This is a genomic window from Bdellovibrio sp. HCB288, assembly GCF_047305935.1.
Lineage (GTDB): Bacteria > Bdellovibrionota > Bdellovibrionia > Bdellovibrionales > Bdellovibrionaceae > Bdellovibrio.
Genome location: NZ_CP178619.1, coordinates 1,923,681 through 1,949,423, shown reverse-complemented (window position 1 = coordinate 1,949,423; position 25,743 = coordinate 1,923,681). Strand labels below are relative to the sequence as shown.

The following is a 25,743-nucleotide window of genomic DNA, read 5'->3' as shown; positions in this document are numbered from 1 at the left end:
TACACTCTTTAAGACTTTGCCAGAGAGACAAGCAACTAGGAGCATTTCATCATGAAGACGAATTCTCTGACCTTAGGTCATTCTATTTTGACAATGACGTCACGCGATCCCCAAGCCGTGGCCGTGAAATTCAACACGGGCAAAAAGTGGGAACAAAAATCCTGGAAAGAATACTATCAAGACATCGAAACCATTGGCGCTGCCCTGCTTTCATTGGGCATCAAACCTGGTGACCGCGTTGCGATCATGGCGAACACCCGCTATGAGTGGTCCGTGTCTGACTACGCCATTTTCGGCATCAAGGCGATCACCGTTCCAATCTATCAGAACAATATCGCTGAAGACGTGGAATTCATTCTAAACAACTCAAAAGCCAGATTTCTAATTTGCGAAAGCCGTGGTCCACTTAAAACTTTTGAGTCGATCCGTGCGAAATGCCCGCATGTTGAGAAAATCATCCTCATGGATACGTCACACACACCTGGTGAAAATCTGCATTGGAATCAAATGCACAAAATCGGTGCAGGCTATCTGGAAGCGAATCCAACATGCTACAAAGACCTTTGCTCCACGATTAAAGCCGATGACATGGCGACAATCCTGTACACCTCTGGCACCACTGGTTTGCCAAAAGGTGTGGTTCTTACTCACCTTCAAGCCTACAGTGAAGTCAGCGAAGCCTTCCCGTTTGCGGGAGCCTCTCCCAATGACACTTCCCTTTCCTTCCTGCCTTATGCGCACATTTTAGGTCGCATTGAGCATTGGGGACACCTGTACATTGGCTTTACCATGGCCTATGCAGAAAGCCTGGAAAAAGTTCGCGCCAATCTGGCTGACATCCGCCCGACAATCCTTGTCTCAGTTCCCAGAATTTTTGAAAAAATCCATAGTGCCATTCTTGCTCAGGTTCAAACCAAGCCATTGAAGATGAAACTTTTCAATTGGGCCGTGGACGTGGGACGCGAAGTTGGCGAGTACAAACTTTCCGGTCAGATTCTGCCGGTGGGTTTATTGGCAAAATATGAACTGGCGAAAAAATTAGTTTTGGGCAAAATCACTGAAGCCTTCGGCGGCCGTTTGCGCTTTGCAATCAGTGGTGGCGCTCCGATCTCCAAAGAAATCGCGATGTTCTTTCACTCCGCTGGCATCTTGATCCTGGAAGGCTACGGCCTGACAGAAACAACGGCAGCAATCACTGTTAACACTCCATTCAACTATCGTTTTGGCAGCGTGGGCCGCCCGATTGGTGATGTTGAACTTAAAATCGCCGCTGACGGCGAGATCCTGGTTAAATCCGCCAAAGTGATGAGAGAGTACTATCAAAACACGGAAGCCACAGATGCGGCATTTACTGATGGCTGGTTCCACACCGGCGACATCGGTGAAATCACTCAAAGCGGTGACCTGCGCATCACGGATCGCAAAAAAGATCTGATTAAAACTGCCGGTGGCAAGTACGTGGCGCCACAACGGCTGGAATCTTTGTTGGTACTTTCCCCGTATATTTCCCACGCGCTAATTCATGGTGATCAAAAGAAGTACATCGTGGCTTTGATCTTCCCAGATCAACCAGCCGTGACCACATTGGCGAAAGAAAAGGGCATCAAGTTCACCGACTGGAATGAACTAAGCAAAACCGCTTTTGTCGATGAGTTGATCCGCAACGCTGTCGCCGATGCGAACAGCAGTCTTGCAAGTTACGAGAGCATCAAAAAGCATGTGATCATGCCGATTGAACTGACAGTTGAAAACGGCGAACTGACCCCTTCGATGAAGCTGAAACGAAAAAAGCTGGATCAGAAGTTCAGTACCGAAATCGAAAAGATGTATGCATAAAAAAAGCCCGGTTCAAACCGGGCTTTTTCGTCTTAGAACTTAACAACTCCACTCTGCATCTGATCAAACCCCTCAAACGCCTGCTTCAAAGTATCACTGAACACGGTCGAGCGCCCGGAAGCCACATCATAGGTTTTACAAGGAACCGAGAAGATCACCTTCATGGATTTGCACTTCACCCGCGTATTGCAACTGATGTTATTGCAAGAAATGGAAGTACCTTCAAAGAAACTCATATGGGGTTTGGATCTGAACTCTTCATTCAGAATCGCCGCCTGGCAGGCTTTGAATTTTGCCTGAGTTCTGTCAGAAGGACACATCCAATCCGCCAATGCCTTGCCGAACTCCGTGCGTGAAGAAGTTGGTGTTGCCGCCGTGTTCGTGGGGTAAAGCATCGTCAGATGAACCAACGCGCGAGGGATTTGCGTCGCATCCGGTGCGAAGACTTTGTAGAAACCCAAACCACGGCTGAATCTGCCGAAGGAATCATGGTAAGGGATGTTCACCGGCTTCAAACGCACACAACGTCCATCCTCACAGCTCAAAGTATTTTTAGTCAGCTGCGAAGTGCTGCTTTTCCAGCTTAAGTTCGCTGGATAAAAACCCGGATCATTGTAGTACCAGTTGCCATCGCTTTTCAGATTTTGAAAGTTGGAACCTGCGAAGGATCCAAACACCGGGCGATTCCAAAGTTTCGCAGCCGCTGGTGCCAGGAACCAAGCCGAGTTGCAGGAATGAATCACCGCAAAACCATCTGTTCTGATGAAACGTCCCAATTGCGCAAAGGATTCATCATCATGATCCAGGCGTTTGTATTTTGTTTGCAAACGGAAGCCATTGTAAGTGTTGGCATGACCGTAGAACTGCAAAGAACTTGCACGAACTCCAAGACTGCTTAACGTCGCGACCAAACGCTCGCCCGTCAAACCATCCTTATCGGCGCGACGAAGGCTTAAACCGCCTCTGGTCAACAAACTCCCCTCATAAGAAGCACTGTTATTAACAGCAGCGATAATCACGCGCTGTCTTTCAGGAAATCTATCACGGGAAATACGTGCACCCAATACCGCCGAATGAGTGAATTGATTGCCTTGATCACCGCCAAAGCCCGCAACATAAATATCTGTTGCAACATTGGGGTTCAATCGAGCCGGCTCCGTTGCCACGATAAATGCAGAAGCCTGTTGCGACGCAAGTACAAGACCTAGAGACAAGAAAGCAAAAATCCATTTCATGAACATAGCTGTAACTCCGTTTCTATTTAGGGAGTTCGCTATAGCACAGGCGATTATTGATGCCAAAGCACAAGGGTCTTATTAGTTTGCAATGTAAAAAGAACTCTATAAATAGAAGCGAAATCCAAGAGATAGGAAGCCGCCGGAGAGATTCAACTCACGATTTGACGCGCCATTCATAACAGTACCACCCGCGCTCACCGGGCCATTGAAGGTCGTGTAGTCTTTCGAATATTTGAGTTGATCAATACGCAACTGACGGTAACCAAATTGAAAAACATATGTTGTGGTGTCTGATAGGACTCCCTCGTACCCAAGACCCGCCGTCAATTCTGTGGCAGCACCTTTGGATTCAATCGTCGTGGCAACGCCTGGATAAGCCGCATCCCCGGCTGCCGTCATCGTGTAAGAGTTTTTCAATTTCACATCGGCATAGCCAACACCCACTGCAACAAAAGAACGCGACACCTGGTCGCCGTGCAGATTTACTTCTAAGGTGACTCTGGGAGCAAAACCCAAAACTTCGCTGTTACCGGTAAACATCTGAGTGCCACCTGTATCGCTGCCGGAAAATCCTTCCACCAAAGAGGGCTTGATGATGCCAATTCCGAACGCCAGGTTCAGAACCGGTCGTGAAAGTAAAAATCCAAACTCCCCACCATAGGTGAATTTGGATTCGCCGGAAACAGTCGTACCGGTTGCTTCGTTCGCATAACCATTTGTACCGACCGTTGAAGGTCCGCCCGACAGAATAAAATAAGGGGCCATTGAATCACGTTTGATATCGAACACCCGGGCCTCCGCAGAGACCGCCATAAGTGCCACGATAGAAAAAAGAAATGCTAACTTCACCGAGCGAATCACTTGAAGAGTCTACTCCGCCATCAAATCAACAACGACTTTGGAAGTATTCTTCTTACCTGCGACCTGATAAACGCGCACTTTCGTGTTCTGTTTTAAATCCATAGTCAGGTTCAAGGAACTGTCCATCGGATCCATGCTCATCGCTGTTTTCTTAACTGCATAAGAATTTTTCAAACGGAAATTCAGAGCCACTTCATTCACCAGCGACGTCGGCATTTGCGCGAAAGAAATGATCAATCTTTGTGGATTGTTTTTAAGCTCAGCATGGAAATATCCCGGCCAGCCTTTCATTTTCGCCCCGTTCTTGTCGCCCACATCGAATACCACGCGCTCGACTTTCTTGTTTTTATCCGCAGTTCTGCGCACATCCAAAAGAGTAAAGCCAGAGCCGGCCAATCCGCCGAAAAGCTCGCCTTTTCCTGATAGAATCTTTGGACCCTGTTGCACTTTTTTAGATGGAATTGCTGCACTTACTGGAAGCGCCATTAGAAGACAAAGCAAACATCCCATGTATTTCATTATCGATTCCTTTCGATAGGTGAATTAGTAGCTATTCTTTTATGCTGCCATTCAAATAGGCCTCTGCCTACTATTTTGCGGCGCAAGGTGCCCAAAAGCGGCACGTCCACTGCAAATTCTGCCATTCAAATCGAAATAAATGGGGTTTCAAGATGAGACACCCAGGGCACACCTCTTGAATTACAAGGCGTTGTTGAAGTTTTAATTTTTCAAGGAGTACCTATGAAAAGGCTCTTCGTAGCATTGATGACATTAATGGTAGTAGCCTGCGGCGATAGCGGCGGTGGCGGCGACAACGGCGTTGCGACCACTCCAATCCAAGGCGACACTCGCTGTATCACTTCCAGCACTCTGTGCAACAACGGTGTCTACAGTCAGTATGGTGGTTGGATGCCTTATACATTTCCGAACGGTGGCGTGAACAATAACTATCTTAACTACTTCCAATCATATGGCGTGTGCGGTTGCCCAATGGGCTTTGCACCAGCATACAACTCCGTGATGGGTATGGGCTGTTATCGTGTTCAAAATGGTTTTAACTGGAATATCTTCTATCAGTTCCAGTACAACAACTACGCAGCAATGCCTTATGGATTCTATGCCCCTCAATCTGGCTATAACTTCCAGCAGGTTTCAAATATTCCAAGCGGCAACGGTGCTAACTGTTCTGGTAAAATCGCAACGAGCTGTTTGATGAATCAGGCAAACTCTTGCGGTGCCGGCCAAACATGCCAAGAAGTCTTGGTTGGTTCTGGCTTGGGTGTTTGTACTACAGGCCAAAATTATAACTATGGCTACCAACAACCTGGTTACGGCTATGGTTACAACACGGGTTACGGTTATCCGTACGGTGGAGTCGGTGCCGGCATTGGTTTCGGTATCGGTTTCGGCTTTGGTTTTTAATCTTTAAATAAGTTTAAATAAGAGGAGCGCGGCCTCCTCACCGGTTTTTACCGGGTTATATGCCGCATTATTCATGGGCTCTTAGCGGGAACTACCTCTAAGAGCCCTTTCATATTGAGGCGCAGCAAATGCGTCCCCAAGTATCACCAAAAAGCACCAAATTTTAATTAAAAAACATACCGGCAACCAGAGGCTTTTTTCCTTTATTTTGCGCTATTCTCAAGGGATAACCAGAGGCGATTTATTAGCTCTTAAACTGGAGTACTTCTATGAGTTCCAACAATCCTTTTTTGATGCCCTTTACAGCCAAAGATCAAGCGGTTCCGTTTGATCAAATCAAAGTTGAGCATTATCTGCCGGCTTTGGATGAGGCCGTTAAAACCGCAAAAGCCAATATTGAAAAAATCAAAGCAAACACAGCGACTCCGGATTTCGAAAATACGATCTTCGCATTGGAGCAAGCGACAGAACTTGCGGGTGTGGTTGCCGGAGTTTATGGAAACCTTGAATCCGCACATTCCGACGAAGCTTTCCAGGCGCTTGCCAAGGATATCTATCCAAAATTGACAGCGATGGAATCCGACATCTCTTTGGACGAAGAGATTTTCAAACGTGTGAAAAGCGTTTACGACAATCGCAATTCAATGAAGTTGACTGCAGAACAACTTCGCCTGCTTGAAAAAACATACTTGGGCTTCACTCGCAATGGTGCTTTGCTTTCGGGCGCTGACAAAGAAACTCTTCGTCAGATTGACCAGGAGATGTCTGTCCTTGGTCCGAAATATTCCGAGAACGTTTTGAAAGCGACCAATGCTTTTGAAATGGTTTTGGAAGACCACAAAGATGTCGCTGGAATTCCTGAAGGCATCCTTGAGGGCGCGGCAGCTGCGGCAGCAGCCAAAGGTAAAAAAGGCTGGTTGTTCAATCTGCAAATCCCTTCTTACCTTCCATTCATGACTTACGCGAACAACCGTGCGTTGCGCGAAAAAATGTCCAAAGCCTTCACGTCACGTGCTTTTGGTGGCGAGTTTGACAATCAGGAGATCGTGAAAAAGATCGTAACCCTGCGTGCGAAACGCGCGAACCTTTTGGGTTTCAAAACTCACGCTGACTTCGTCTTGGCAGAGCGCATGGCGAAAGACCCAAAAACAGTGGGCACTTTCCTGCACAAACTATTGGATGCTTCCAAAGCAGCCGGCCAGCGTGACGTTTCTGAAGTTGCGGCATTTGCCGGACAGCTGGATGCAATTCCTGAATTGAAACCTTGGGACTTTGGTTATTACTCTGAAAAATTGAAAGAAGAAAAATACGCTTTCAACGAAGAAGACCTGCGCCCGTACTTCCAATTGGAAAACGTTGTGGAAGGTGTCTTCAAACACGCGAAACAACTTTACGGTTTGACGTTTAAGGAGAACAAGGGCATCCCGGTTTACCATCCGGAAGTGAAAGCTTACGAGATCTCCGATGAAACTGGCAAATACATGGGCTTGTTCTATACAGACTTCTTCCCGCGTGAAACGAAGAAAGGCGGCGCATGGATGACTCAATTCCGTGCTCAAGGTTTGTTTGGTAAAGATCTGAAACGCCCGCACGTCAGCATCGTGTGCAACTTCACAAAACCAACTCCGACAAAACCGTCTCTTTTGACTTACGATGAAGTTCGCACTTTGTTCCATGAGTTCGGTCATGCTTTGCACGGAATGCTTTCTGATGTGACTTACCAAACTTTAAGCGGCACCAGCGTTTACTGGGATTTCGTGGAGCTTCCTTCACAAATTATGGAAAACTGGGCCGGAGAAAAAGAAGGTTTGGACCTTTTTGCCCGTCACTATGAAACCAACGAACCAATGCCAGTGGAGCTGATCAATAAATTGAAAGCTTCGCAAAAATTCCAGGCGGGTTATGCATCCTGCCGTCAATTGCAATTCGGCATGATGGACATGGCTTGGCACACGGCGGACCCTTCATTGATCAAGGACGTGGATGCTTTCGAAGAGCAGGCAACGGCCGAAACTCGTTTGTTCCCGAAGGTCGCTGGCACTAATAGCTCTTGCAGCTTCAGCCACATCTTTGCAGGTGGTTACTCTGCAGGATATTACTCTTACAAATGGGCGGAAGTTTTGGATGCAGACGCATTTGAATACTTCAAAGAGGAAGGTTTGTTCTCTCCGGAAGTCGCTCGCAAGTTCAAAGAGTTTGTCCTGAGCAAAGGTGGCACGGAACATCCAATGGAGCTTTACAAAAAATTCCGTGGCCGTGAACCAGATCCAAATGCTTTGCTAAGACGTGATGGATTGATTTAATGAAGAAGACCGCGATGAGTCCGAAAAGTAAATTGGTGATCCCAGGCAAAAGCAATATCGCATTGGTTTACCGTCTGGAGACCGACCGTGCTGTTGCTTTGGCAAAGAAGGTGGCTGAGTTTTTAAAAAAACAGGGCCATCAAGTCTTCACGGCACCAGGCCAAAAGCTGGTGACTGGCACCAAGCTGGCTTCCACTAAAAAACAACTGGATACTTTATCGCTGGTTATCGTATTGGGCGGCGACGGAACATATCTGCGCGCCGTTCGCGTTCTCGAGGGCCGTGATGTTCCAATCCTGGGCTTCAATATGGGCTCGCTGGGATTCCTGACTGCACACAGTGCTGACTCCACCATGGAAGTCATCGAAGACACTTTGAACGGACAGATGGAACTTCGCCCGCGCACCATGATTCACGCAAAAATTCTGCGCAAAGGAAAAGCCAAAGCTGAATTCCACGCGCTGAATGATGTCGTCATCGAAAGAGGTTCGATGTCGCAGTTGATTCATACGGCGATTTATTCAGACAAACACCTGGTCAGTGAAGTGAAAGCCGATGGTTTCATCGTGGCAAGTCCGTCGGGCTCCACGGCTTACAATTTGGCTGCGGGGGGACCGATCCTGCATCCGGAAGCGCAAGTGCTGGTGGTGACACCTGTCGCGCCTCACAGCTTGACCTCCCGTCCGCTAATTGTCCCTGACAAAAATAAATTGTCTTTCCAATTGGACGGCAAAACTCACAAAGCCCATTTCATCGTGGATGGGCAAAAGGTGGCCGAGATCAATGCCGACGACGAAGTCGTGCTGACTCGCTCCCCTTACGATCATTGGATGGTCAGACATCCGGATCACAATTACTTCCATTTGCTTCGTGAAAAACTTAAATTCGGAGACCGGACTTAGTTATGTTGCTAGAGCTTAAAGTTACAAATTTTGCGATCATTGAAAACCTGCATATCACTTTCAAAGATGGACTTAATATTCTGTCTGGTGAAACTGGTGCAGGTAAATCCGTTCTACTGAAAAGCTTGTCATTGCTAATGGGTGGCAAGGGCTCCAGCGACACCATTCGCACAGGATCCACTCAGGCAACGATTGAAGGCTCCTTTGATATCAGCAAGCGCACCGACATCATGACCAATCTTAAAGACATGGGTATTGATGCTGACGAAGACGTTCTGATTGTTCGCCGCGTGCTAAGCACTGGTGACAAATCAAAAGTCTATCTGAACGGCAGCCTGTCCACTCTGAACAGCTTGCGTGATATCGTGGCTCCCCTGGTGGAGCTGGCAGGTCATTCCGCGCCGTTGATCGAAATGACAGGTCAGCATGAAAATCGCAACCTGATGTCCAAAGCTTATCACCTGGATCTGTTGGACCAGTACGCAGGAACATGGGACAAGCGCCTGCTTTTTACTGAAAAATACAATCGCTACTTTGGTATCTTTGAAGAAATCAAAAAGCTTGAAAGTGATGCGAAACAAAAAGCCCAACGTCTGGACTTCCTGATTTATCAACGTGATGAAATCGCCAACCTGGATTTATCCCCTGGCGAGGACATCGAGCTTGAGACCGAAGTTAAAAAACTTAAGAACGCCAATCGCATTGGCTCTTTTGTCGATCAGGCAGAGTCCGCTCTGTACACAGACGATGACTCCGCGATCAGTCGCTTGAAAATGGTGCTTAAAAAAGGGCAGGAACTTTCCAACGTTGACCCGCAAATCGGCGCAAAATTGGAATTACTGGAACAGGCTCAGGCTTTGATTGATGAAAGTGTTTTTGAGCTGCGCAATTACGCAAACAAGATCGACGCTGACCCGCAACGCCTTGAGGAAGTTGAAGGTCGCCTGAGTGATCTGCGCAAACTGCAAAAGAAGTACGGCGCCTCTGTAAACGATATTTTGAAAGCTTTGATGGAGATGGAAATCGAAATCTCCAACCTGCAGAATTCCGATGCGAAAATTGAAACCCTTCGCAAGGAAGCGGCCGTATTGTTGAAAGAACTGGAAGCTCTGGGACAAGATCTGCACAAACGTCGCCTTAAAGGCGCCGATCTGTTGACAGAGAGTGTGAATGCAGAACTCCTGGATCTGAACATGAAAGGTGTCACTTTCCATGTCCAAATCGAAAAGCTGAATGAATTGAGCTCCACAGGCACCAGCGACGTTGAATTCCTAAGTCAAACTTCCGTAAAGGATGTTAAACGTCCATTGGCAAAGTTCGCCTCTGGTGGTGAGCTGAGCCGCATTCTATTGTCCTTGAAACGCGTTGTGGGTTCCAGCAATCAGCCTCGCACCTATCTTTTCGACGAGGTCGATACGGGCGTGTCAGGTGAAACGGCAGAGAAAGTGGGACGCAAACTTAAGACCATTGCAAAAGGTCAGCAGGTTATCTGCGTGACTCACTTGCCTCAGGTCGCAGCGTTTGGTGACACACACTTCTTTATCCAAAAATCTCCGCAAAAAGAATCCGTTGCCATGCTGGTTTCCGAACTGAAGCAAAAGGACCGCGTTCAGGAGATCGCCCGCCTTATCAGCGGCGAGAAAATCTCCAAGACGTCCCTGGCTCATGCTGAGCAGCTTTTGGTCGAAGCCAGATAAAGGTAAGTCCGTACTTGTGAACAAACACATGTCTTAATGTGCACAAGCCCGCCGCCTCCTTCTAGAATTTAAGTATTCAAGGAGGCTGGCTATGATTCTGGTTATGGGTGCAACCGGGCATGTGGGTTCAAAGATTGCGATGGAACTTCTTTCTCAAGGGCATGAAGTCCGTCTTCTGGCCCGCCACTTTTCCAATCCCGAACAATTTGAAGGAGCTGAATTCGTCACCGGCGATGCCAATAGCGTCGACACGATGATGCGTGCCTTGAAAGACTGCTCCTCTGCATTCGTCATGATTCCCCCTGATATCAGAGCCGCTGAACCCCGCTTTCACGCAAACAAAGTGGGTGAAGTCATTGCCGAAGCCATCGAGGAAGCGGGCGTCAAGCACGTCGTAAACTTAAGCAGCGTCGGAGCAGATCTTGGCAGTGGCACAGGCCCCGTTCTGGCTTTGCGTGATCAAGAGGAGCGACTGAACAAAATTCTTGGATTGAACATTGTTCATTTGCGATCGACATTTTTTATGGAGAATTTGATACAGGAAATTCCCACGATAATTGCCATGGACCGAGTCTTTGGAATTATCCACGAAGATGCCCCCGTGGACTTTGTCGCAACCAAAGACATTGCGGCCCGGGCGGCTTTCCTGCTGGCTCATCCGAACTTCACCTCTCACAATGTCGAATACCTTCTTGGCGAAAGAACTTTGACTTATCGTGAAATCGCCCGTGTTCTGGGACAATCCATCAGCAAGCCCACACTTGAGTATGCTGCGGTTCCCGATACAGAACTTCGCAACTATATGGTTGGAGCTGGCATGTCTCAAACCATGGCAGAGGAACTCATCGAGCTGGACCATGCAGCCAGTAATGGATTACTGGCTGGCACCTACAACCGGGACAAGCAAAACTCCACTGTAACCTCGATTGAACGATTTGCGCGATCGACCTTCTTAAATGCCTATAATCACGCAGTGGCCATGCGCCACGTTCGTCGTTCCAACTCAGGTCCCTACGAAGCGCGCCCCTGACGTCTCACTTTGAGTCAGGCTCAATCCACTTCGTTTTCATTTAGAAACTTGGGCGTAATCCGATAAGTTTTTGAATGGCGAAGTGGACTTCATTTTTGAGCATTATAGTTTTTTGCAGCATGGGTTTCGCGACTGATGAAGTCGCGGAAGTCAGTGCTCCGATTTGCGAAGTCACTTCCGCTCACTTCAATCCCGGCGGTTTGTTCGCCGGCAATCTGGAATGGTGGTCCGTTTTACCTCAACAGGTAGCAACTGCTCCCTGCAAGAACACAAGGTCACCTTCTGACGCAGAAATGCTGTTGGATCTGCAGTCTTCCAGTCTGACAAAAAAATCAGAAACGTTGTTTGGCATCGCGTTCACGAATGAGGATCCACAACTGTTGCAGCTTTTCCGGGATTTGCACAGCTATGATGTCACCATGATCAAGGCCAACCCCTTGTCCTTGAAATCCCACTGCGACAAAGTGATTTGCAGTGCTCAGTCCATTTATGGCCCTCGCGTCGGCATTCAACTTCTATACATGTTAAAGCACTTCGGATTCAACGGGTCTCAGCTGCGCACTGTGAATGCCTCTGCATGGCGCAGTGATGAGCTGGATGATATTTTGGCTGCCCTTTCTGACTATCCGATTGAGCTTTATCCCCTTGATTACAATCGCAAGTTGATTCACGCAACCCGCGGTGCCAGCATGAAAACCCCGGAAGGGGAAAGCGTCGCCAATTCCACGATGGAAATCTACGACTTCTGGAATAAACTAAGCCTGGCGGAGCGTCAGCAAACCTTGCTTCACGAACTGGGTCACGTGGTCGCGCGAAAGAACAATCTGGATGAATCAGCTGAATGGCTGAAAGTGGCCGGCTGGGTCCAACGTAACTCCAAAGGTAAATCAGGAATGAACTATTCCCTGGTGGACCCTTCGAAAGCAGTTTCCCTGTACGGAAAAACCAATCCCCACGAGGATTTTGCTGAATCCGTCGTTGCCTACCGTTTTGGTGGTGCGAAACTAAAGTCCGAGCAATCTGAAAAGTATGAGTTTCTAAAAAACCAGGTCTTCGATGGCAAAGAATACCTGTCGCCGACCGCATGTCTGGCGTCAAAATCACGAACTGAAACCAGAAGAGTCGCAAATAACATTCTGTACAATGGCGCTTTGGCCAAAGCCAAAAAGAACGCCAACAAGCTGGACAGCCGTTTTATCGAACAAGCTCAGGAGCTGTGTCTTCCGACGATCGTCAAAGTGATGATCAATGAAACCGGCAGTACGGAAAACTGCACCAGCCGGGCTCTTCAACGTCTGCAACTGGTTAAAGCCAGCAAGGGTAAAAAACTGGATGGGGATTTGCTCAGCGATGCTCAGTTAAATGCCATCGCATTCAGTGGCGACACTGAAGCGGACTTCAGCACACGAGTCCGCACCAAGTTCTCAAGTGACGCCGCAAAGTCCTTCAGATCTGATTTCCGCGAATCAATCAGTCGCGGTTCCTGTTTGGACTGGGCGAAATCCGCTCAGATGCTGTTCACGGCAAGTCCTTTGCTCTCTGAAATAAAGTCCAAAGATCCCCAGTTTTTCTTTAAAGGAAAACGCTACGAGAAAATCGAAAATTTCTTTGAACGCGTCTGCCAGTCTGCTCGCCAGAATTCTGGACGTTTGGAGAATGCAATCCTATCAAATCTTCCTTAATGCACCCGTTCCACAGGGCCACATCTGTGTGGTCCAGTACGGGCATTAATTTCCTGGTCTGGAATTGGGATAATCTACGGTCCTGCAATAGACGAATTTTTCATTCACTTTTAAACTTAAAGTTATGAATAAGACGTTTTTATTTTTAAGCCTGATTCTATCCGTGCACGCTCATGCTCAAAAAGACAGCTCTTGCTCCGACATGGCGGCATACACATGCTCTTCAATTGGTGCGAGCGATGGCACCACTGTCGGTAACGTTAAAGACAGCAAGGCTGCTTTCAACGATAAACTAAAAACTGAAACCTTTCCTGCAGTTCAAAAAGCCTTCATCAAAAAAGTGGCAGCAATGCCGATTGATGAATCAGCCCGAAGTGCCATCCTGGCAAAATTGAACGGCATGAAGTTTTCGACAGAGTGTGAACAGCTTTCCGCAAGTCTGGATGAATCACTTTGGCCAAACTCATTCTTTACTCACTCTGACAACACCTTCTATCTGTGCAAAGCCAAACCGGCAATGTCTGAATTCGTTGCTGCGAAAATGATTGCCGACGAGCTTTCGGCTTCGATCAATCCCTGCGGCATCGACAGCATTATCCGTCGCCCTAAGGAAAAATCCATTGCCCAGGCTGAGGAAGCTTATCCGTTTAAGGGAATGATTTCATGTCTGCGCTCCGGAAAATCAGTCAGCGCCAAACACAATCACGGGTCCTCATTCAAGGAAGCAGGATTCTGCGCAAATGATCAGGTCACACGTGCATTTTCAGACTGGTTAACGACGGAAGTGGTAACGGACTATATCTCTGAAAAATACAGCAAGCTGTCCGCTTCACAATGGCGTCAGGGCATCGCCAACGCCTATCGCGAAGAATGCTCTTTTGGACGGCCTGATGATGGTTTTACTGATGATCCTGACTTCAGTTCCCGATTGAACGGAATCGTCACTGCCAATCCAACACTTAGAAAGAAAATGAATTGCTACGATTCCAGCAGCTATCTTTATTGTGATGCTGGAAACCCAGATGCGATGGCCAAAGCACTTGGCGCCCCTAAAGCAGCACCGGCAGCAAGCGGCATCATGAGCGCCCCTGCTAACTCTAAGGGAGGAGTTGAATAATGAAATACCTTATCGCACTTCTTCTGATAGTTCCGGTACTGGCGTGGTCTGCTCCGCAAAAACAAAGCGTGCAACGTCGTGCTGCAAATCCCAAAGCCGCTCCCAAAAAGGCTGGCAGCTTTAACGGATTCCGTGTTGTCGTGGTTTATGGAAATCAAAAGAACTACTTCACTGTATGGCAGGATACCCGTGGAAAGTTTTATGCCTATAGTAAAGGCGGCTCCCCGACTATCGGCAGCCTTTCGGATCCGAACTATAACTTCCTGACAACTCAAAGCCGTCAAATCGCTTCGCTAAAAGGCGCTAACATCAACAGCTGCCCACGCGCGAACATTCAGCTATATCATGGCAATAAATATGTTCAGGGAACTTGCATAGGACTTAAGAATCAAACCGCAGCCAGTATGACCCAACTGGCGAACATGCTGGCAACCATGCAGTAAAAGGTGCCTCGCACCTTTTACGCGAACTTGAACCAGATATAAAAGACAGCAATTGCGCCCAGGAATGAAAAGAAATACAGATTCCAATAACTCCAGCGGCGCCACTTTTTCAGAATCAACCAAATCGCAGCATAGACCAGGGTGGGCAAAAGATATGCCTTTACTGGATCTGTGCTTGTGGCATGTTCCATTCCTACAAATACTTTTCCGGTATAGCGGCTGTAAAGCGCAATCAGATTAAACGGATTGAATGCAATCAGAACCAGCGTCCAAATTAGGTCACGTGCGAAAATCTGGAAATTACTTTTCATAATTCTAGTCTACGCTGGATCTGCGAGGACCGGCAATCTTAACGCCGACATAAGAAGAAACCAGGACGCCCAACGCGTACATAAGTGCGGTGGAATCCAAAGCATCAATGACGCTCCAAAAAAACATGAAACCACAGTAACAGCTGATCAAGAAAGCTGAAATCATCATCCATTTTTCGATTTCACTGGGACGATTGCGTCGGGGCATGACCTGAGCATAGCTCAAATTCGCCAATCATGAAACCATATCCTGTTTATACTGGACCCTGCTGGATTACTTTGAGATCGCTTTCAACAATGAGCAAGGGTTTCTGACCGTCTTAAATACTGCCTTATAGGACTCCGGCTTCAACTGTTGGAGATTCTGATCCAACACTATCTTCAGAGGTTCCACTTGTTTTTCGATGGCCGGCTCGATTCGTACAGATGTGATGAAGCTGTCATACACTTCGCATGTGACCCGCTCTGCACAGTTTTGGATTGCCTTGGTCAATAGTGGCAAATCGCCTTTGCGAACAATCTGTTTCTTCCAACTTTTCTTGGCGTTGTCTTTGGCTTGCTGAAGTTTCAGATCCAGCCCCTCGGTTTTGATTTTGCAGGCGACCACTTCGGGATTTGCCGGTTCGTTGATGGCCACGCGAGACACAATGACGATTTGCTTTAAGCTATCCAACTCATGCAGGGGCAGCTTCGCCCTGGCGATCACTGGAAGAATCAATGTGATGAGTATCAAGAGTGCTTTCAAGGTGTAACTCCGCTATCTTAACTCATTGTCCCTGATAAAACCGATGCCCACAAATCGAAAAAAAAGACAGGGGGATTTTTTCGATCCCCCTGTCCATAACTTTTACATTTACTGCAAACCTACATCAATTTTCGAAGGACGTATTGCAGGATCCCCCCGTTTTTCAGGTATTCAATTTCAACGGCTGTATCGACCCGAGACTTCACTTTGATCTCTTCAGTCTTGCCATTTGTCCGAGTGATACGAACGGTCACATCCTGCTGTGGCTTCATGGTCTCTACGCCCACAACATCCAACACCTCAGTGCCATCCAAATTCAGCGTCTTGCGATCCATACCCGCATGGAATTGCAAAGGCAGAACCCCCATACCCACAAGGTTTGATCTGTGAATACGTTCGAAACTTTCAGCGATCACTGCGTGAATCCCCAAAAGAGTGGTTCCCTTCGCTGCCCAGTCACGGGAAGAACCCGTTCCATACTCCTTGCCGGCCACGACCACCAGGGGAGTTTTTTCTGCCTGGTATTTCATCGAAGCATCAAAGATCGACATTTGTTCGCCAGTAGGAATGTACTTGGTCAAGCCACCCTCGACACCATTCAACATCTCATTCTTAATGCGAATGTTGGCAAATGTTCCGCGCACCATCACATCATCGTTCCCGCGGCGTGAACCGTAGGAATTGAAATCAACTGGCTGAACACCTTTGCTCATCAAAAACTTACCGGCAGGAGAATCTTTTTTAATACTGCCTGCAGGTGAAATATGATCCGTCGTGATAGAGTCACCCAGAATAGCAAGAACTCGGGCCCCTTTTACATCTGACAGCCTACCTGAGGATTTTTGCATTCCTTTAAAGTACGGAGGATTTTTAATATAAGTACTTTCATCCCAGGAATACGTTTGTGACGTGGTTGTTTTGATTTTTTGCCAATCCGTTGTTCCCGCAAACACATTGCCATAACGGTTGTCGAACATTTTGGTTTCAACCGTTTTATTGACGATGTCATAGATTTCCTGATTGGTCGGCCAGATGTCATCCAGGTAAACCGGCTTGCCGTTGGCATCCTCACCCAATGGATCCTGAGTGATATCCAATTGCATCGTTCCTGCCAGCGCGTAGGCAACAACCAACATCGGTGAAGCAAGGTAGTTCGCCTTCACATGGGGATTGATACGTCCCTCGAAGTTGCGATTCCCCGAGAGCACCGAGGCCACGACAAGATTTCCTTTTTCCACCGCGTGCGCGATGGGTTCAGGAAGCGGTCCGGAGTTACCGATACAAGTCGTGCATCCGTACCCCACAAGATTGAATCCCATTTTATCCAGATACTTTTGCAGTCCCGAGTTCTCAAGATAGTCTGTTACCACCTGAGATCCCGGCGCCAGGGATGTTTTCACCCAAGGCTTCACCTTAAGACCTTTTTCAAAGGCCTTTTTGGCAACCAATCCGGCACCCATCATAACCGATGGATTGGAGGTGTTGGTGCAGCTTGTGATGGCTGCAATCACCACATCTCCATGCCCCAGGGAGTAAGATGCCCCATCCACAGGTGTGTTGAATTTTTCTTTCGTTGTGTGGTCAGCGCCAACCGCAAAAGTAGTTCCCAACTGTGTGGTGAAATCACCAGCGGCCTTGTCCAAGAGGACACGGTCTTGGGGACGCTTAGGACCTGCCAATGACGGAACAACGTCTGCCAAATTCAATTTCAATGTGTCATGAAAGGCAAAGTGCTCGTCATCAGATGTGCGCCACATGCCAGTTTCTTTTGCGTAAGCTTCAACCAGCGCGATCGTTTGCGGATCACGACCGGAAATTCTAAGATACTTCATCGTTTCTTCGTCGATGGGGAAGAAGCCACAAGTTGCGCCATATTCCGGAGCCATGTTGGCGATCGTTGCCCGGTCTGCCAAAGACAAACCTTCCAATCCCGGCCCATAGAACTCGACGAATTTTCCCACCACGCCTTTTTTGCGCAGCATTTGTGTGACGGTCAAAACCAGATCTGTCGCTGTGGCGCCTTCTTTGATTTTGCCTTCCAGGCGGAAGCCGATCACTTCAGGGATCAACATACTTAAAGGCTGTCCCAACATCACCGCTTCAGCTTCGATACCACCAACACCCCAACCCAGGGCTGCAAGTCCATTCACCATGGTTGTATGCGAGTCCGTTCCAACCAATGTATCAGGGAATGCATATTCGCCGTGCTGGCCTTTGGCATCCCAAATTGTTTTACCCAGATATTCCAGATTCACTTGATGGCAAATGCCGGTACCTGGCGGCACCACTCTGAAATTTTGAAATGCGCCTTGGCCCCACTTCAGGAATACATAGCGCTCGTGATTGCGCTGGAATTCCATATTTACGTTTTCCTGAAAACTCGAAGGAGTTGCGAAAGAATCCACCATCACCGAGTGATCAATAACCAGATCCACCGGCACCAATGGATTTATCTTGGTCGGATCACCACCCAACGACTTCATCGCATCCCGCATCGCTGCCAAATCCACCACGGCCGGAACACCGGTAAAGTCCTGCATCAGAACACGCGCTGGAAAGAATGAAATTTCCCGGGTGAGGGATTCTTTGCTTAAACTTAGAAGTGCATCGATATCTTCCTTCGTGACATGCACGCCGTCCTCGTGACGCAGAAGATTTTCCAGAAGCACTTTTAAAGAGTTTGGAAGTTTTTTGAAATTCGGATGCGCTGTCTTCTTGGGATTGAAGATCGTATATTCTTTCGCACCGACTTTAAGTTTTTCTTTTGTTTTGAAACTGTCTTTTGATTGTACCAACATGAGGGGATCCTCCCTCTTAATTCCACTCCCCGCGGAGAATTTTATCAAGCCAAAAGGCACCGATCTGGGTTTTCACATCGGTTACTTTACCCTGTTGAACAAGAGACATAAGTTCTTGAGGAGCAATCTCAACTACCTCAAGGAATTCTCCATGATCCAGTTGCTGCTCGGTCTTGCTAAGATCTTTTGCCAAATAGAGATCGATCTGCTCATCGGAATACCCAATCACCGGGTGAATCGGGGTCAAAAACTTCCACTCTTTTGCCGAGTATCCGGTCTCTTCGAGCAATTCGCGCTTTGCCGTCAGCAGACTGTCCTCGCCACCGTCCCGTTTGCCCGCAGGAAACTCCAGCATCACCCGCTTTACGGCATGACGATACTGGTGAATCATGATCAGGTTGCCGTTGGGTAGAATAGGAATCATCATCGCAGCACCAGGATGCGTGATGTATTCACGGTAATAGATCTTGCCGTCTGGCGCACGAACTTCGTCCTGCTCGACTTTAAGAAATCGACCTTTGAATACTTGCTTGGATGACAGTGTTTCTTCTTCAAGATGCTTCATAGAAAAGCAGGATCTCACGCAGACAATGGTCAGTCACGACCTTTGTCTGCGTATCTGAATAGCCTTAAGGAACCGCGCACGGAGCATTTGCCTGCTCCAAGGAACATTTGAAACTTGCCTTGCCTTGATCGTCTTTAACCACGCCGACCCATTTGCCGTCGGAGTTTTGTTCCAGCACCATGTAACCATGAGTGGAAGGCAGCACTGTGAAACCAGCAGGAATCAATTTGCGAGTCGCCTCATCATAGTAGTCCAAAGCTGTACCGCCTTCACCCACCACCACATGAACCGGTCGTTTCCCCGTGGAAACTTGAGTGTTGTGAATGTGACCCGCGAAAACAAACTTAACTTTTTTCGGCAATGGCATTTCTTTTACCAAAAGCTGCATGTTCAGATTCACCGGTAAAACCGCTGCAGGACCATTCCAGTTCGGAGAAAGCCCCCAAATTGGTCTGTGCAAAACAATCCACACTTCAGATTCAGGACGGGATTTGATTTGCGCCACCATCTTACGATAGTGTTCGCGCCATTGGTTCATCTCCGTACCTTTGGGATCCAATCCCTGATCAGACAAAGTGGCATTATCAAAATTTACCACCAGAATGTTTCCGAAATTAGTGTAACGTGTGTCTTGAAATTTCGGGCATGAGCTCTCTCCAAGCGGAGTCAACAAACGACTGAAACCTTCATGGGCGCGCTGACAGTCTTCGTGATTTCCACGCACAAACAAGAACGGTGTTGTTTGTAAAAGTGGTGCTGCCGGATGCAGGAAATCCGCCTCCCAAGGACGATATCCATAACCTAATGTATCTTTGTAGGGAGCACACTTCACTGGATCTTTGCAGGATTCACGATAGTGATAGTCACCAACGTGAACAATCAAATCGGCTTTTTCCAGTTCAATAGCTTTCGCAATTCTTTTGAATGGCCATTGATTTGGGTCGTTGCATTCCTGGAAGTAATCACCCTTCAAACGGCAACCCGTATCCCCAAATACCACAATGCGCTTGGGTGCTTTCGGGATTTGAATCTGTTTTCCGGCGACGGAAACTGAAGCAGTCCCTTCGGGCAAGGTCGCCTCGCACACCGTCGCGGATTCAAATTTATTCGCTGTCATCTGCAAAGTGGTTTCCTCTGCAGAACCTTTACTGATTTTTACCTCAGGACATTTCCCATTTTTCGGAGCAATGGTTCTGACAAAGGAAGTGTTTCCATCTGCCAAACCCACATAGGTCAACCCTTCCACTCGGTCCATGGGCTTGTGCGCACAAGCCGCGATAACAAGAATCCCCAAGACCGATCCAACTTTTCCAAAATTCATTCTTTAATGTCCTTCAACTTTTTCTTTCGCCTTTTGCTGTTTCAGCTCCAGCTCACACATTTTTACTTTTGTTTCGTATTCATCATGGCGACTGATCAAAGTTGCTTTGTAGCCTTTGAAACGATCCAGACGATCACGAAGACCCTCTTCGGTAACACCGACAATGTCCTTTTTATTTTCGATACCAATTTTGGAGAAATCCTCTTCGGATGTCACGTAGGTACGCTGTTCAGTCCAGCGAATTTTCCCATCGCCTTTGTTATCTGAATCACCCATTTGAATTCGGCAATCACGAAGAACTCCGTACAATCCGCGGTTGTCCAGATAACGAGGACCTCCGAATACACGGGCTTCAAGATCATATACTTCGTTTTCCAAAGTACGCAGCTGCTCGTTCATCTGCACTTTGCGCTGATACACCATATCGCCATCTTTCACTCCGATAGTGCCGCCACCAACCGGTGCGGAATGTTCGATTTCAGTATCAATTTTTTCGGCTTTATTACGATTCGTGGAACATGCCACCAGGGACAAAGAAAGGATCGCAAACAATAGCAAACGCATTGGGAATTCCTCCATTAGAGGAAACTTTAAAAGTGAACCGGAGTCTGGTCAATCACAGGACCTAGGAAATCGTCACCCAACTGCAATTTCCATCCTTGATGCGAAACACTTTTACCTGGTCCTCAAACCAGGACCCCAGATTTACAGAACGCACTTCGCGCCCATGAGTTTGCACCATGGAATCATCAAAGACATGCATATGACCGGAAATTATCACATCGAAAGGTGCTTCATCATAGGCGCGTGCGACATGCCCACGAATCATGGACACAAGCTCTTGCTCATTACGTTCGCGATAGTTACCGCTGCGCTCACGACTTTTCCTACTGGCGCGATTGCCAATGTAATTCCAAAAGCTTCCCGGAAAGAAATCCTTCAGTGGTTTGACCCAGGGATTACGAATGATCGAACGGTATTTAAGATACTTGATGTCGTTAAGGTTGATCAGGTCACCGTGCTCTACACGCACATTAAGGCCATCTATCTGGTAGTACTGTGCTTCAACAAAAACTTCGACGCCCAGTTTTTTGGTAAAGTAACCCTCAACGTGCACATCGTGATTACCCTCGATATACGTAATACGAGCACCCGCATTTCTCAGGTCTTTCAACGCATCCATCAAAGGCTGGAATTTTCTGGCAAAGAACTCAGAACTGCCGATCCAAAGATCAAAAATATCACCCAACATAAAAAGGTGAACCTGCGAAGGATTTTCCTTCAGCAAAGAACGCAAAAAGCGCAACAGGATTTGCCCGTTGCGCTCTTCTGCGGATTTTAAGTGAATGTCGGAAATAAACCAGGCTTCCACTTAGTCTTGCTTCAAATCAAAACCTTGTTTCTTGCGGATAAAAGCAGGTACTTCCAGGTTTTGAGAGGAGAATGGAGAGCTCAACACTTCACGTGCCATACGACGAGCTTCTTCCAAAGATTGTTGTTCATGGTCCACGTTCATGGACAATTGCTCTGGGTTTGCATGACGGTTCTTAAGGTCCTGGCTTTCTTTGAAAGCACGAGCCTTAGCCAACAACAAATCACGAGGGGAAACACCTTCAACTTGTGGTTGGATTGGTGTCGCCATTTCGACTGGAGTTGGTTGAACCGGTTGCTGAACCGGAACTTGTTGCATCATTTGCGGCTGAACTTGTGGAGGCACTTGTGCTGCCACAGATTGAGCTGCTTGTTGAGCAACTTGCGGAGTAACTTGAGCAACCGGAGGAACTGTTACAGTCTCAGTGACGGGTTGCTGGGGTAACCCCGAAGTGACCGGAACTTCCACTTGCTGTTGGTAAGTGTAGTTCATCACTTGGGACTGCACTGCCGCGATTGGCGGTAGTTCAACCGGAGCTGCCTGCTGAGGCATAACCGGCATAGTTGGCATTACTGGCATTTGCGGCATTTGAAACTGTTGCATGTTTGGCATTTGCGGCATGTGGTTCATGCTTGGCATTTGTGGCATTTGCATGCCCATACCCATGTTGTTCATTCCAAATTGAGCAGTTTGCTGATTTAGGAAGTTTTGCATTTGGTTCACTTGAGCCATATCGTTCACAAGTTTCACATCGTGAGAATCGAAACCAGTAGCGATAACAGTCACGCGAACTTCTTCACCCATAGTTTCATCGATAACCGCACCGAAGATGATTTCTGCATCTTCATGAGCCGCTTCAGTGATCAATGTAGTTGCTTCGTTCACTTCGTACAATGAAAGCTCAGAACCACCAGTGATGTTAACGATGATACCTGTAGCACCATCGATTTTAACATTCTCTAGAAGTGGAGAAGAGATCGCCGCTGTAGCTGCCTCAACTGCGCGGTTTTCACCTTTCGCAGAACCAGTACCCATGATAGCGATACCTTTGGAAGACATAACAGTGCGGATATCTGCGAAATCCAGGTTGATCAAACCACGGATGTTGATCAAATCAGAGATACCTTTAACCGCTTGCAAAAGAACTTCATCCGCTTTTTTGAAAGTATCCAAAAGGGGAGTTTTCTCTGCAGCAATCGTCAAAAGTTTTTGGTTAGGAATTACGATCAATGTATCAACATTGTCTTTTAGTTCCTGAAGACCAGTCTCTGCGTGTTTAGAACGCTTTTTACCTTCGAACAAGAATGGTTTAGTTACCACACCGATAGTCAATGCGCCTAGTTCTCGAGCGATTTTCGCCACGATCGGAGCACCACCAGTACCCGTACCACCGCCCATACCAGCAGTGACGAATACCATGTCAGAACCTTCCAATTTTTCCACGATTTCGTTGTAAGACTCGATCGCAGCACGACGGCCAACATCCGGATTTGCGCCAGCGCCCAAACCTTTAGTCAGATCAAGACCCAATTGAATTTTATTGGAAGCTTTGTGTGAGTTCAAAGCCTGAATATCTGTGTTGGCCACGATAAATTCTACGCCGCTCATTTCAGAAGCGATCATTGTGGAAACTGCGTTACTACCGCCGCCACCAACGCCAACTACTTTAATATTTGCACCGATATTGATATTTTCTTCTAACTCAAACATGTTGTCCCTCCCGACGATGCTTAAAAGATCCAGAGGCTTCCAGCCTCCACCGAGTAAATTTAAAAACTAAAATACCTTTTCAAACATTTCCTTAAGACGCTTCGTCAAGCCGTTGATCGACTCTCCGATATTGATCTCAAGTTCCTGCGCGCTTTGGATCATCAAATCTTTACGTTGTGACAATCCATACTGTAACAATCCAACTGCTGCCGAGAACTCTCCAGATTTCACAACATCAGTCAGACCTCCGATTTCCAAAGGTGCCCCTCTGCGAACCGGAATATCAAAAATAAACTCACCCATTTCAATCAGGCCATCCAACTGACTTGCTCCGCCAGTAAGAACGATACCTGAACCCAACATTGGCATCACACCGCTCATACGAATATCGTTGGCGATCAGATTCAATGTTTCTTCAGCACGGGCCTCGATCACATCCGCAAGATCCTTGCGCGGGATCACGCGGGATTTACGACCGCCCACACCTTCAACTTCGATAGTTTCGTTGTCATTCACCATAGACGCCATTGCGCAACCGTATTTCTTTTTCAAGATTTCAGCTGCGAACTGCGGAGTTCTAAGACCTACCGCCACATCATGAGTAAAGTGCGAACCACCTACTGGAATAATAGAGGAATGAGCCACGCTGCCGTTGACGAAGTACAAGTTGTTACAAGTACCGCCGCCCATATCGACAACCACTACGCCCAGATTTTTTTCATCATTGGAGATAACCGCTGTCGCAGAAGCCAACTGGCTTAGCACCAAGCCTGCGATTTTAAGTCCCGCTTTTTCAACACATTTAACAGTGTTGTTAATCGCGGACTGGCTGCCGGTTACGATATGCACGTTGGCTTCCAAACGAATGCCCGACATGCCCACTGGATCAGTGATGCCGTCTTGACCGTCGACTTTGAATTCTCTTGGAAGGATGTGCAAAACTGTACGATCTGTCGGAACTGCCACTGCTTTTGCAGCTTCAATCACGCGATCAATTTCAGAAGGCGTGACTTCGCGATTCTTGATCGCGACCATGCCTTTTGAATCAAATGAAGAGATATGAGTACCAGAAACGCCGACCCAAACTTCGTCGACTCTGTAACCGGACATCAATTCTGCTTCTTCTTTTGCTTTTTTAATAGAGTCGGTTGTTGCCTCAATATTAACGACAACACCCTGGCGGATGCCTGTGTTAGGAGCAGTACCTACTCCTGCGACTTCGATTTTCCCCTCGGGATTGACGGTTCCGATGACGAAACATACTTTGGTCGAACCAATATCCAAACCAGCCAATACCGGAGCTTTCGGTTTTGATGTACTCATCCCTAAGTCCTCGTATATGACACCCTATTTGGGCGTCTTTGTTTGAAAGACCGGCGAATAAAATCATTTTATTCGATCTGAGCCGAACGCGAGCTCGACTTTAGATGGTCTACCAGACTTAAGCTTAGGGATCCTTACGCAACCTGACAAGGACTTTCTTTGACAGATCCGCGTCTATGACGCGAGCGTCAAACTGCTTGGTTTCGAGATAATCAACGACGCGAGAAACGCGCGCTGCCTTTAGTGCCACTTGGTCTTCACCGATTTTCACCTGCGTTCCGGTTTTGATCAGTGTCATCCAAAAACCTTCTTTGCTGTCGTAACGAACTTCAGAAATTGTTTTTCGGCTGAACGATCCTTGAGCAGGAATTTGTTCGATCACATCAATCGCTTTTTTGCGAAGCTCTTGTTTTTTTCCAAAAGCATCACCATCCAAAATCGCCACATCAGGAGCTTGCTTTGCTTCGATCACATCCAGGAATTTTCCGTCCTTGATGATCGGAGTCAGCTTTCCACCCTTGGCCATATATAGAAACTTAACTTCATAAGGTTTTACACGAATCGCAAGCGTTGTCGGCCAGGCTCTGGAGATCTGTAAGGTCTCAATCCACTCCTGCTTCTGCAACTCCTTGGAGACAGAGCGAAGTTTGATATTCCAAAGAGACATACCTTTGTACTTCACCAATAGACTTTCAAGGGCATCCACGTTGGGTTTTAGATAGTGCTCTTGCCCTGCCGCCGGATTCTCCAGAACAACTTCGACTTTTTGAATATTAAAGAAACCATTTTCATTCAGATAATAGAGAGTGCCCACCAAAGCTGCTGGTATAACAATGAAACCTACAAATAGCTTTAAAACCAACTTCTTCACAAACTCTCCAAAGGAACGGCTTCCAGACTCCAGACTATCAATTAATTCCGTCAGCTTTAAACCAATGCCCGTGGGACCCACGAAAACACGACCTAGGAACAGGCAACCCTAAGGTACAACCCTAAGGTACGGACACACTTTCTCCACAAAATAAAAAGCCCGCGGCGTGTAACCGTGGGCTTCATTTTGTGGATAA

The 25,743-nt window shown here is 47.4% G+C and carries 23 protein-coding genes; 9 read left to right on the top strand and 14 right to left on the bottom strand.

All coding sequences use genetic code 11. From position 1 onward, the window contains the following. Positions 1–51: 51 nt before the first annotated feature. Positions 52–1,836 carry an AMP-dependent synthetase/ligase gene (locus ACLVWR_RS09520; RefSeq protein ID WP_413580469.1) on the top strand — a complete coding sequence of 595 codons (1,785 nt, stop codon included), beginning with the start codon at positions 52–54 and terminating at the stop codon, positions 1,834–1,836. 32 nt (positions 1,837–1,868) lie between these two features. On the opposite strand, the gene ACLVWR_RS09515 is transcribed toward ACLVWR_RS09520, so the two are convergent. The 3 genes from ACLVWR_RS09515 to ACLVWR_RS09505 form a co-directional block, all read right to left on the bottom strand. Then, on the bottom strand, positions 1,869–3,071 hold the full coding sequence (locus ACLVWR_RS09515) for a hypothetical protein (RefSeq protein WP_413580468.1): 1,203 nt from the start codon (positions 3,069–3,071) through the stop codon (positions 1,869–1,871). 105 nt (positions 3,072–3,176) lie between these two features. Beyond that, positions 3,177–3,923 (bottom strand): hypothetical protein, encoded by a 747-nt coding sequence (locus tag ACLVWR_RS09510; RefSeq protein WP_413580467.1) that lies wholly within the window; start codon positions 3,921–3,923, stop codon positions 3,177–3,179. 21 nt (positions 3,924–3,944) lie between these two features. Then, positions 3,945–4,454 (bottom strand): hypothetical protein, encoded by a 510-nt coding sequence (locus ACLVWR_RS09505; RefSeq protein WP_413580466.1) that lies wholly within the window; start codon positions 4,452–4,454, stop codon positions 3,945–3,947. 222 nt (positions 4,455–4,676) lie between these two features. Between ACLVWR_RS09505 and ACLVWR_RS09500 the strand changes: the two genes are divergently transcribed. The 8 genes from ACLVWR_RS09500 (at position 4,677) to ACLVWR_RS09465 (ending at position 14,531) form a co-directional block, all read left to right on the top strand. Next, positions 4,677–5,357, top strand: coding sequence for a hypothetical protein (locus ACLVWR_RS09500; protein ID WP_413580465.1), 681 nt, complete (start codon positions 4,677–4,679; stop codon positions 5,355–5,357). 269 nt (positions 5,358–5,626) lie between these two features. Beyond that, entirely contained in the window at positions 5,627–7,660 is a 2,034-nt protein-coding gene (locus ACLVWR_RS09495) for a M3 family metallopeptidase (RefSeq protein WP_413580464.1), read from the top strand. Beyond that, on the top strand, positions 7,660–8,562 hold the full coding sequence (locus tag ACLVWR_RS09490; protein WP_413580463.1) for an NAD(+)/NADH kinase: 903 nt from the start codon (positions 7,660–7,662) through the stop codon (positions 8,560–8,562). Before ACLVWR_RS09495 ends, ACLVWR_RS09490 begins: the two co-directional genes overlap by 1 nt. A gap of 2 nt (positions 8,563–8,564) precedes the next feature. After that, complete coding sequence (recN, locus tag ACLVWR_RS09485; RefSeq protein ID WP_340598887.1) at positions 8,565–10,259, top strand: DNA repair protein RecN; 1,695 nt, start codon at positions 8,565–8,567, stop codon at positions 10,257–10,259. 91 nt (positions 10,260–10,350) lie between these two features. Further along, a complete protein-coding gene (locus tag ACLVWR_RS09480; protein WP_413580462.1) occupies positions 10,351–11,289 on the top strand; it encodes an NmrA family NAD(P)-binding protein in 939 nt (312 codons plus the stop codon). Between the two features lie 95 nt (positions 11,290–11,384). Continuing rightward, positions 11,385–12,971, top strand: a complete 1,587-nt coding sequence (locus ACLVWR_RS09475; protein ID WP_413580461.1) for a hypothetical protein — start codon at positions 11,385–11,387, stop codon at positions 12,969–12,971. Positions 12,972–13,095: 124 nt separating this feature from the next. Continuing rightward, on the top strand, positions 13,096–14,088 hold the full coding sequence (locus tag ACLVWR_RS09470; RefSeq protein WP_413580460.1) for a hypothetical protein: 993 nt from the start codon (positions 13,096–13,098) through the stop codon (positions 14,086–14,088). After that, positions 14,088–14,531: a hypothetical protein gene (locus ACLVWR_RS09465; protein ID WP_413580459.1), complete on the top strand. Its 444-nt coding sequence runs from the start codon at positions 14,088–14,090 to the stop codon at positions 14,529–14,531. Before ACLVWR_RS09470 ends, ACLVWR_RS09465 begins: the two co-directional genes overlap by 1 nt. A gap of 17 nt (positions 14,532–14,548) precedes the next feature. On the opposite strand, the gene ACLVWR_RS09460 is transcribed toward ACLVWR_RS09465, so the two are convergent. The 11 genes from ACLVWR_RS09460 to ACLVWR_RS09410 form a co-directional block, all read right to left on the bottom strand. Continuing rightward, entirely contained in the window at positions 14,549–14,842 is a 294-nt protein-coding gene (locus ACLVWR_RS09460) for a hypothetical protein (protein WP_413580458.1), read from the bottom strand. 4 nt (positions 14,843–14,846) lie between these two features. Next, entirely contained in the window at positions 14,847–15,077 is a 231-nt protein-coding gene (locus tag ACLVWR_RS09455; RefSeq protein ID WP_413580457.1) for a hypothetical protein, read from the bottom strand. A gap of 39 nt (positions 15,078–15,116) precedes the next feature. Then, positions 15,117–15,587 carry a hypothetical protein gene (locus ACLVWR_RS09450; RefSeq protein WP_413580456.1) on the bottom strand — a complete coding sequence of 157 codons (471 nt, stop codon included), beginning with the start codon at positions 15,585–15,587 and terminating at the stop codon, positions 15,117–15,119. 119 nt (positions 15,588–15,706) lie between these two features. Beyond that, the gene (gene acnA, locus ACLVWR_RS09445) at positions 15,707–18,385 is read right to left on the bottom strand and encodes an aconitate hydratase AcnA (RefSeq protein ID WP_413580455.1); all 2,679 of its coding nucleotides are present in this window, start codon (positions 18,383–18,385) and stop codon (positions 15,707–15,709) included. A 16-nt stretch (positions 18,386–18,401) separates the two neighbouring features. Further along, entirely contained in the window at positions 18,402–18,950 is a 549-nt protein-coding gene (locus tag ACLVWR_RS09440) for an NUDIX domain-containing protein (protein ID WP_413580454.1), read from the bottom strand. Positions 18,951–19,014: 64 nt separating this feature from the next. After that, positions 19,015–20,271 carry a metallophosphoesterase gene (locus ACLVWR_RS09435; RefSeq protein WP_413580453.1) on the bottom strand — a complete coding sequence of 419 codons (1,257 nt, stop codon included), beginning with the start codon at positions 20,269–20,271 and terminating at the stop codon, positions 19,015–19,017. 3 nt (positions 20,272–20,274) lie between these two features. Next, entirely contained in the window at positions 20,275–20,835 is a 561-nt protein-coding gene (locus tag ACLVWR_RS09430; protein WP_413580452.1) for a hypothetical protein, read from the bottom strand. Between the two features lie 61 nt (positions 20,836–20,896). Beyond that, complete coding sequence (locus ACLVWR_RS09425; protein WP_413580451.1) at positions 20,897–21,643, bottom strand: UDP-2,3-diacylglucosamine diphosphatase; 747 nt, start codon at positions 21,641–21,643, stop codon at positions 20,897–20,899. After that, positions 21,644–23,353 carry a cell division protein FtsZ gene (gene ftsZ / locus ACLVWR_RS09420; protein ID WP_340598862.1) on the bottom strand — a complete coding sequence of 570 codons (1,710 nt, stop codon included), beginning with the start codon at positions 23,351–23,353 and terminating at the stop codon, positions 21,644–21,646. Between the two features lie 66 nt (positions 23,354–23,419). Further along, positions 23,420–24,676 (bottom strand): cell division protein FtsA, encoded by a 1,257-nt coding sequence (ftsA, locus tag ACLVWR_RS09415; RefSeq protein WP_340598860.1) that lies wholly within the window; start codon positions 24,674–24,676, stop codon positions 23,420–23,422. A 124-nt stretch (positions 24,677–24,800) separates the two neighbouring features. Continuing rightward, positions 24,801–25,547: a cell division protein FtsQ/DivIB gene (locus ACLVWR_RS09410; protein WP_413580450.1), complete on the bottom strand. Its 747-nt coding sequence runs from the start codon at positions 25,545–25,547 to the stop codon at positions 24,801–24,803. Between the last annotated feature and the right edge of the window lie 196 nt (positions 25,548–25,743).

Excerpts from the sequence above, each read along its gene's own strand:
- ACLVWR_RS09520 (WP_413580469.1), top strand. The coding sequence starts at position 52 with ATGAAGACGAATTCTCTGACCTTAGGTCATTCTATTTTGACAATGACG.
- ACLVWR_RS09515 (WP_413580468.1), bottom strand. The coding sequence starts at position 3,071 with ATGAAATGGATTTTTGCTTTCTTGTCTCTAGGTCTTGTACTTGCGTCG.
- ACLVWR_RS09505 (WP_413580466.1), bottom strand. The coding sequence starts at position 4,454 with ATGAAATACATGGGATGTTTGCTTTGTCTTCTAATGGCGCTTCCAGTA.
- ACLVWR_RS09500 (WP_413580465.1), top strand. The coding sequence starts at position 4,677 with ATGAAAAGGCTCTTCGTAGCATTGATGACATTAATGGTAGTAGCCTGC.
- ACLVWR_RS09495 (WP_413580464.1), top strand. The coding sequence starts at position 5,627 with ATGAGTTCCAACAATCCTTTTTTGATGCCCTTTACAGCCAAAGATCAA.
- ACLVWR_RS09490 (WP_413580463.1), top strand. The coding sequence starts at position 7,660 with ATGAAGAAGACCGCGATGAGTCCGAAAAGTAAATTGGTGATCCCAGGC.
- recN (WP_340598887.1), top strand. The coding sequence starts at position 8,565 with ATGTTGCTAGAGCTTAAAGTTACAAATTTTGCGATCATTGAAAACCTG.
- ACLVWR_RS09480 (WP_413580462.1), top strand. The coding sequence starts at position 10,351 with ATGATTCTGGTTATGGGTGCAACCGGGCATGTGGGTTCAAAGATTGCG.
- ACLVWR_RS09470 (WP_413580460.1), top strand. The coding sequence starts at position 13,096 with ATGAATAAGACGTTTTTATTTTTAAGCCTGATTCTATCCGTGCACGCT.
- ACLVWR_RS09465 (WP_413580459.1), top strand. The coding sequence starts at position 14,088 with ATGAAATACCTTATCGCACTTCTTCTGATAGTTCCGGTACTGGCGTGG.
- ACLVWR_RS09460 (WP_413580458.1), bottom strand. The coding sequence starts at position 14,842 with ATGAAAAGTAATTTCCAGATTTTCGCACGTGACCTAATTTGGACGCTG.
- acnA (WP_413580455.1), bottom strand. The coding sequence starts at position 18,385 with ATGTTGGTACAATCAAAAGACAGTTTCAAAACAAAAGAAAAACTTAAA.
- ACLVWR_RS09440 (WP_413580454.1), bottom strand. The coding sequence starts at position 18,950 with ATGAAGCATCTTGAAGAAGAAACACTGTCATCCAAGCAAGTATTCAAA.
- ACLVWR_RS09435 (WP_413580453.1), bottom strand. The coding sequence starts at position 20,271 with ATGAATTTTGGAAAAGTTGGATCGGTCTTGGGGATTCTTGTTATCGCG.
- ACLVWR_RS09430 (WP_413580452.1), bottom strand. The coding sequence starts at position 20,835 with ATGCGTTTGCTATTGTTTGCGATCCTTTCTTTGTCCCTGGTGGCATGT.
- ftsZ (WP_340598862.1), bottom strand. The coding sequence starts at position 23,353 with ATGTTTGAGTTAGAAGAAAATATCAATATCGGTGCAAATATTAAAGTA.
- ftsA (WP_340598860.1), bottom strand. The coding sequence starts at position 24,676 with ATGAGTACATCAAAACCGAAAGCTCCGGTATTGGCTGGTTTGGATATT.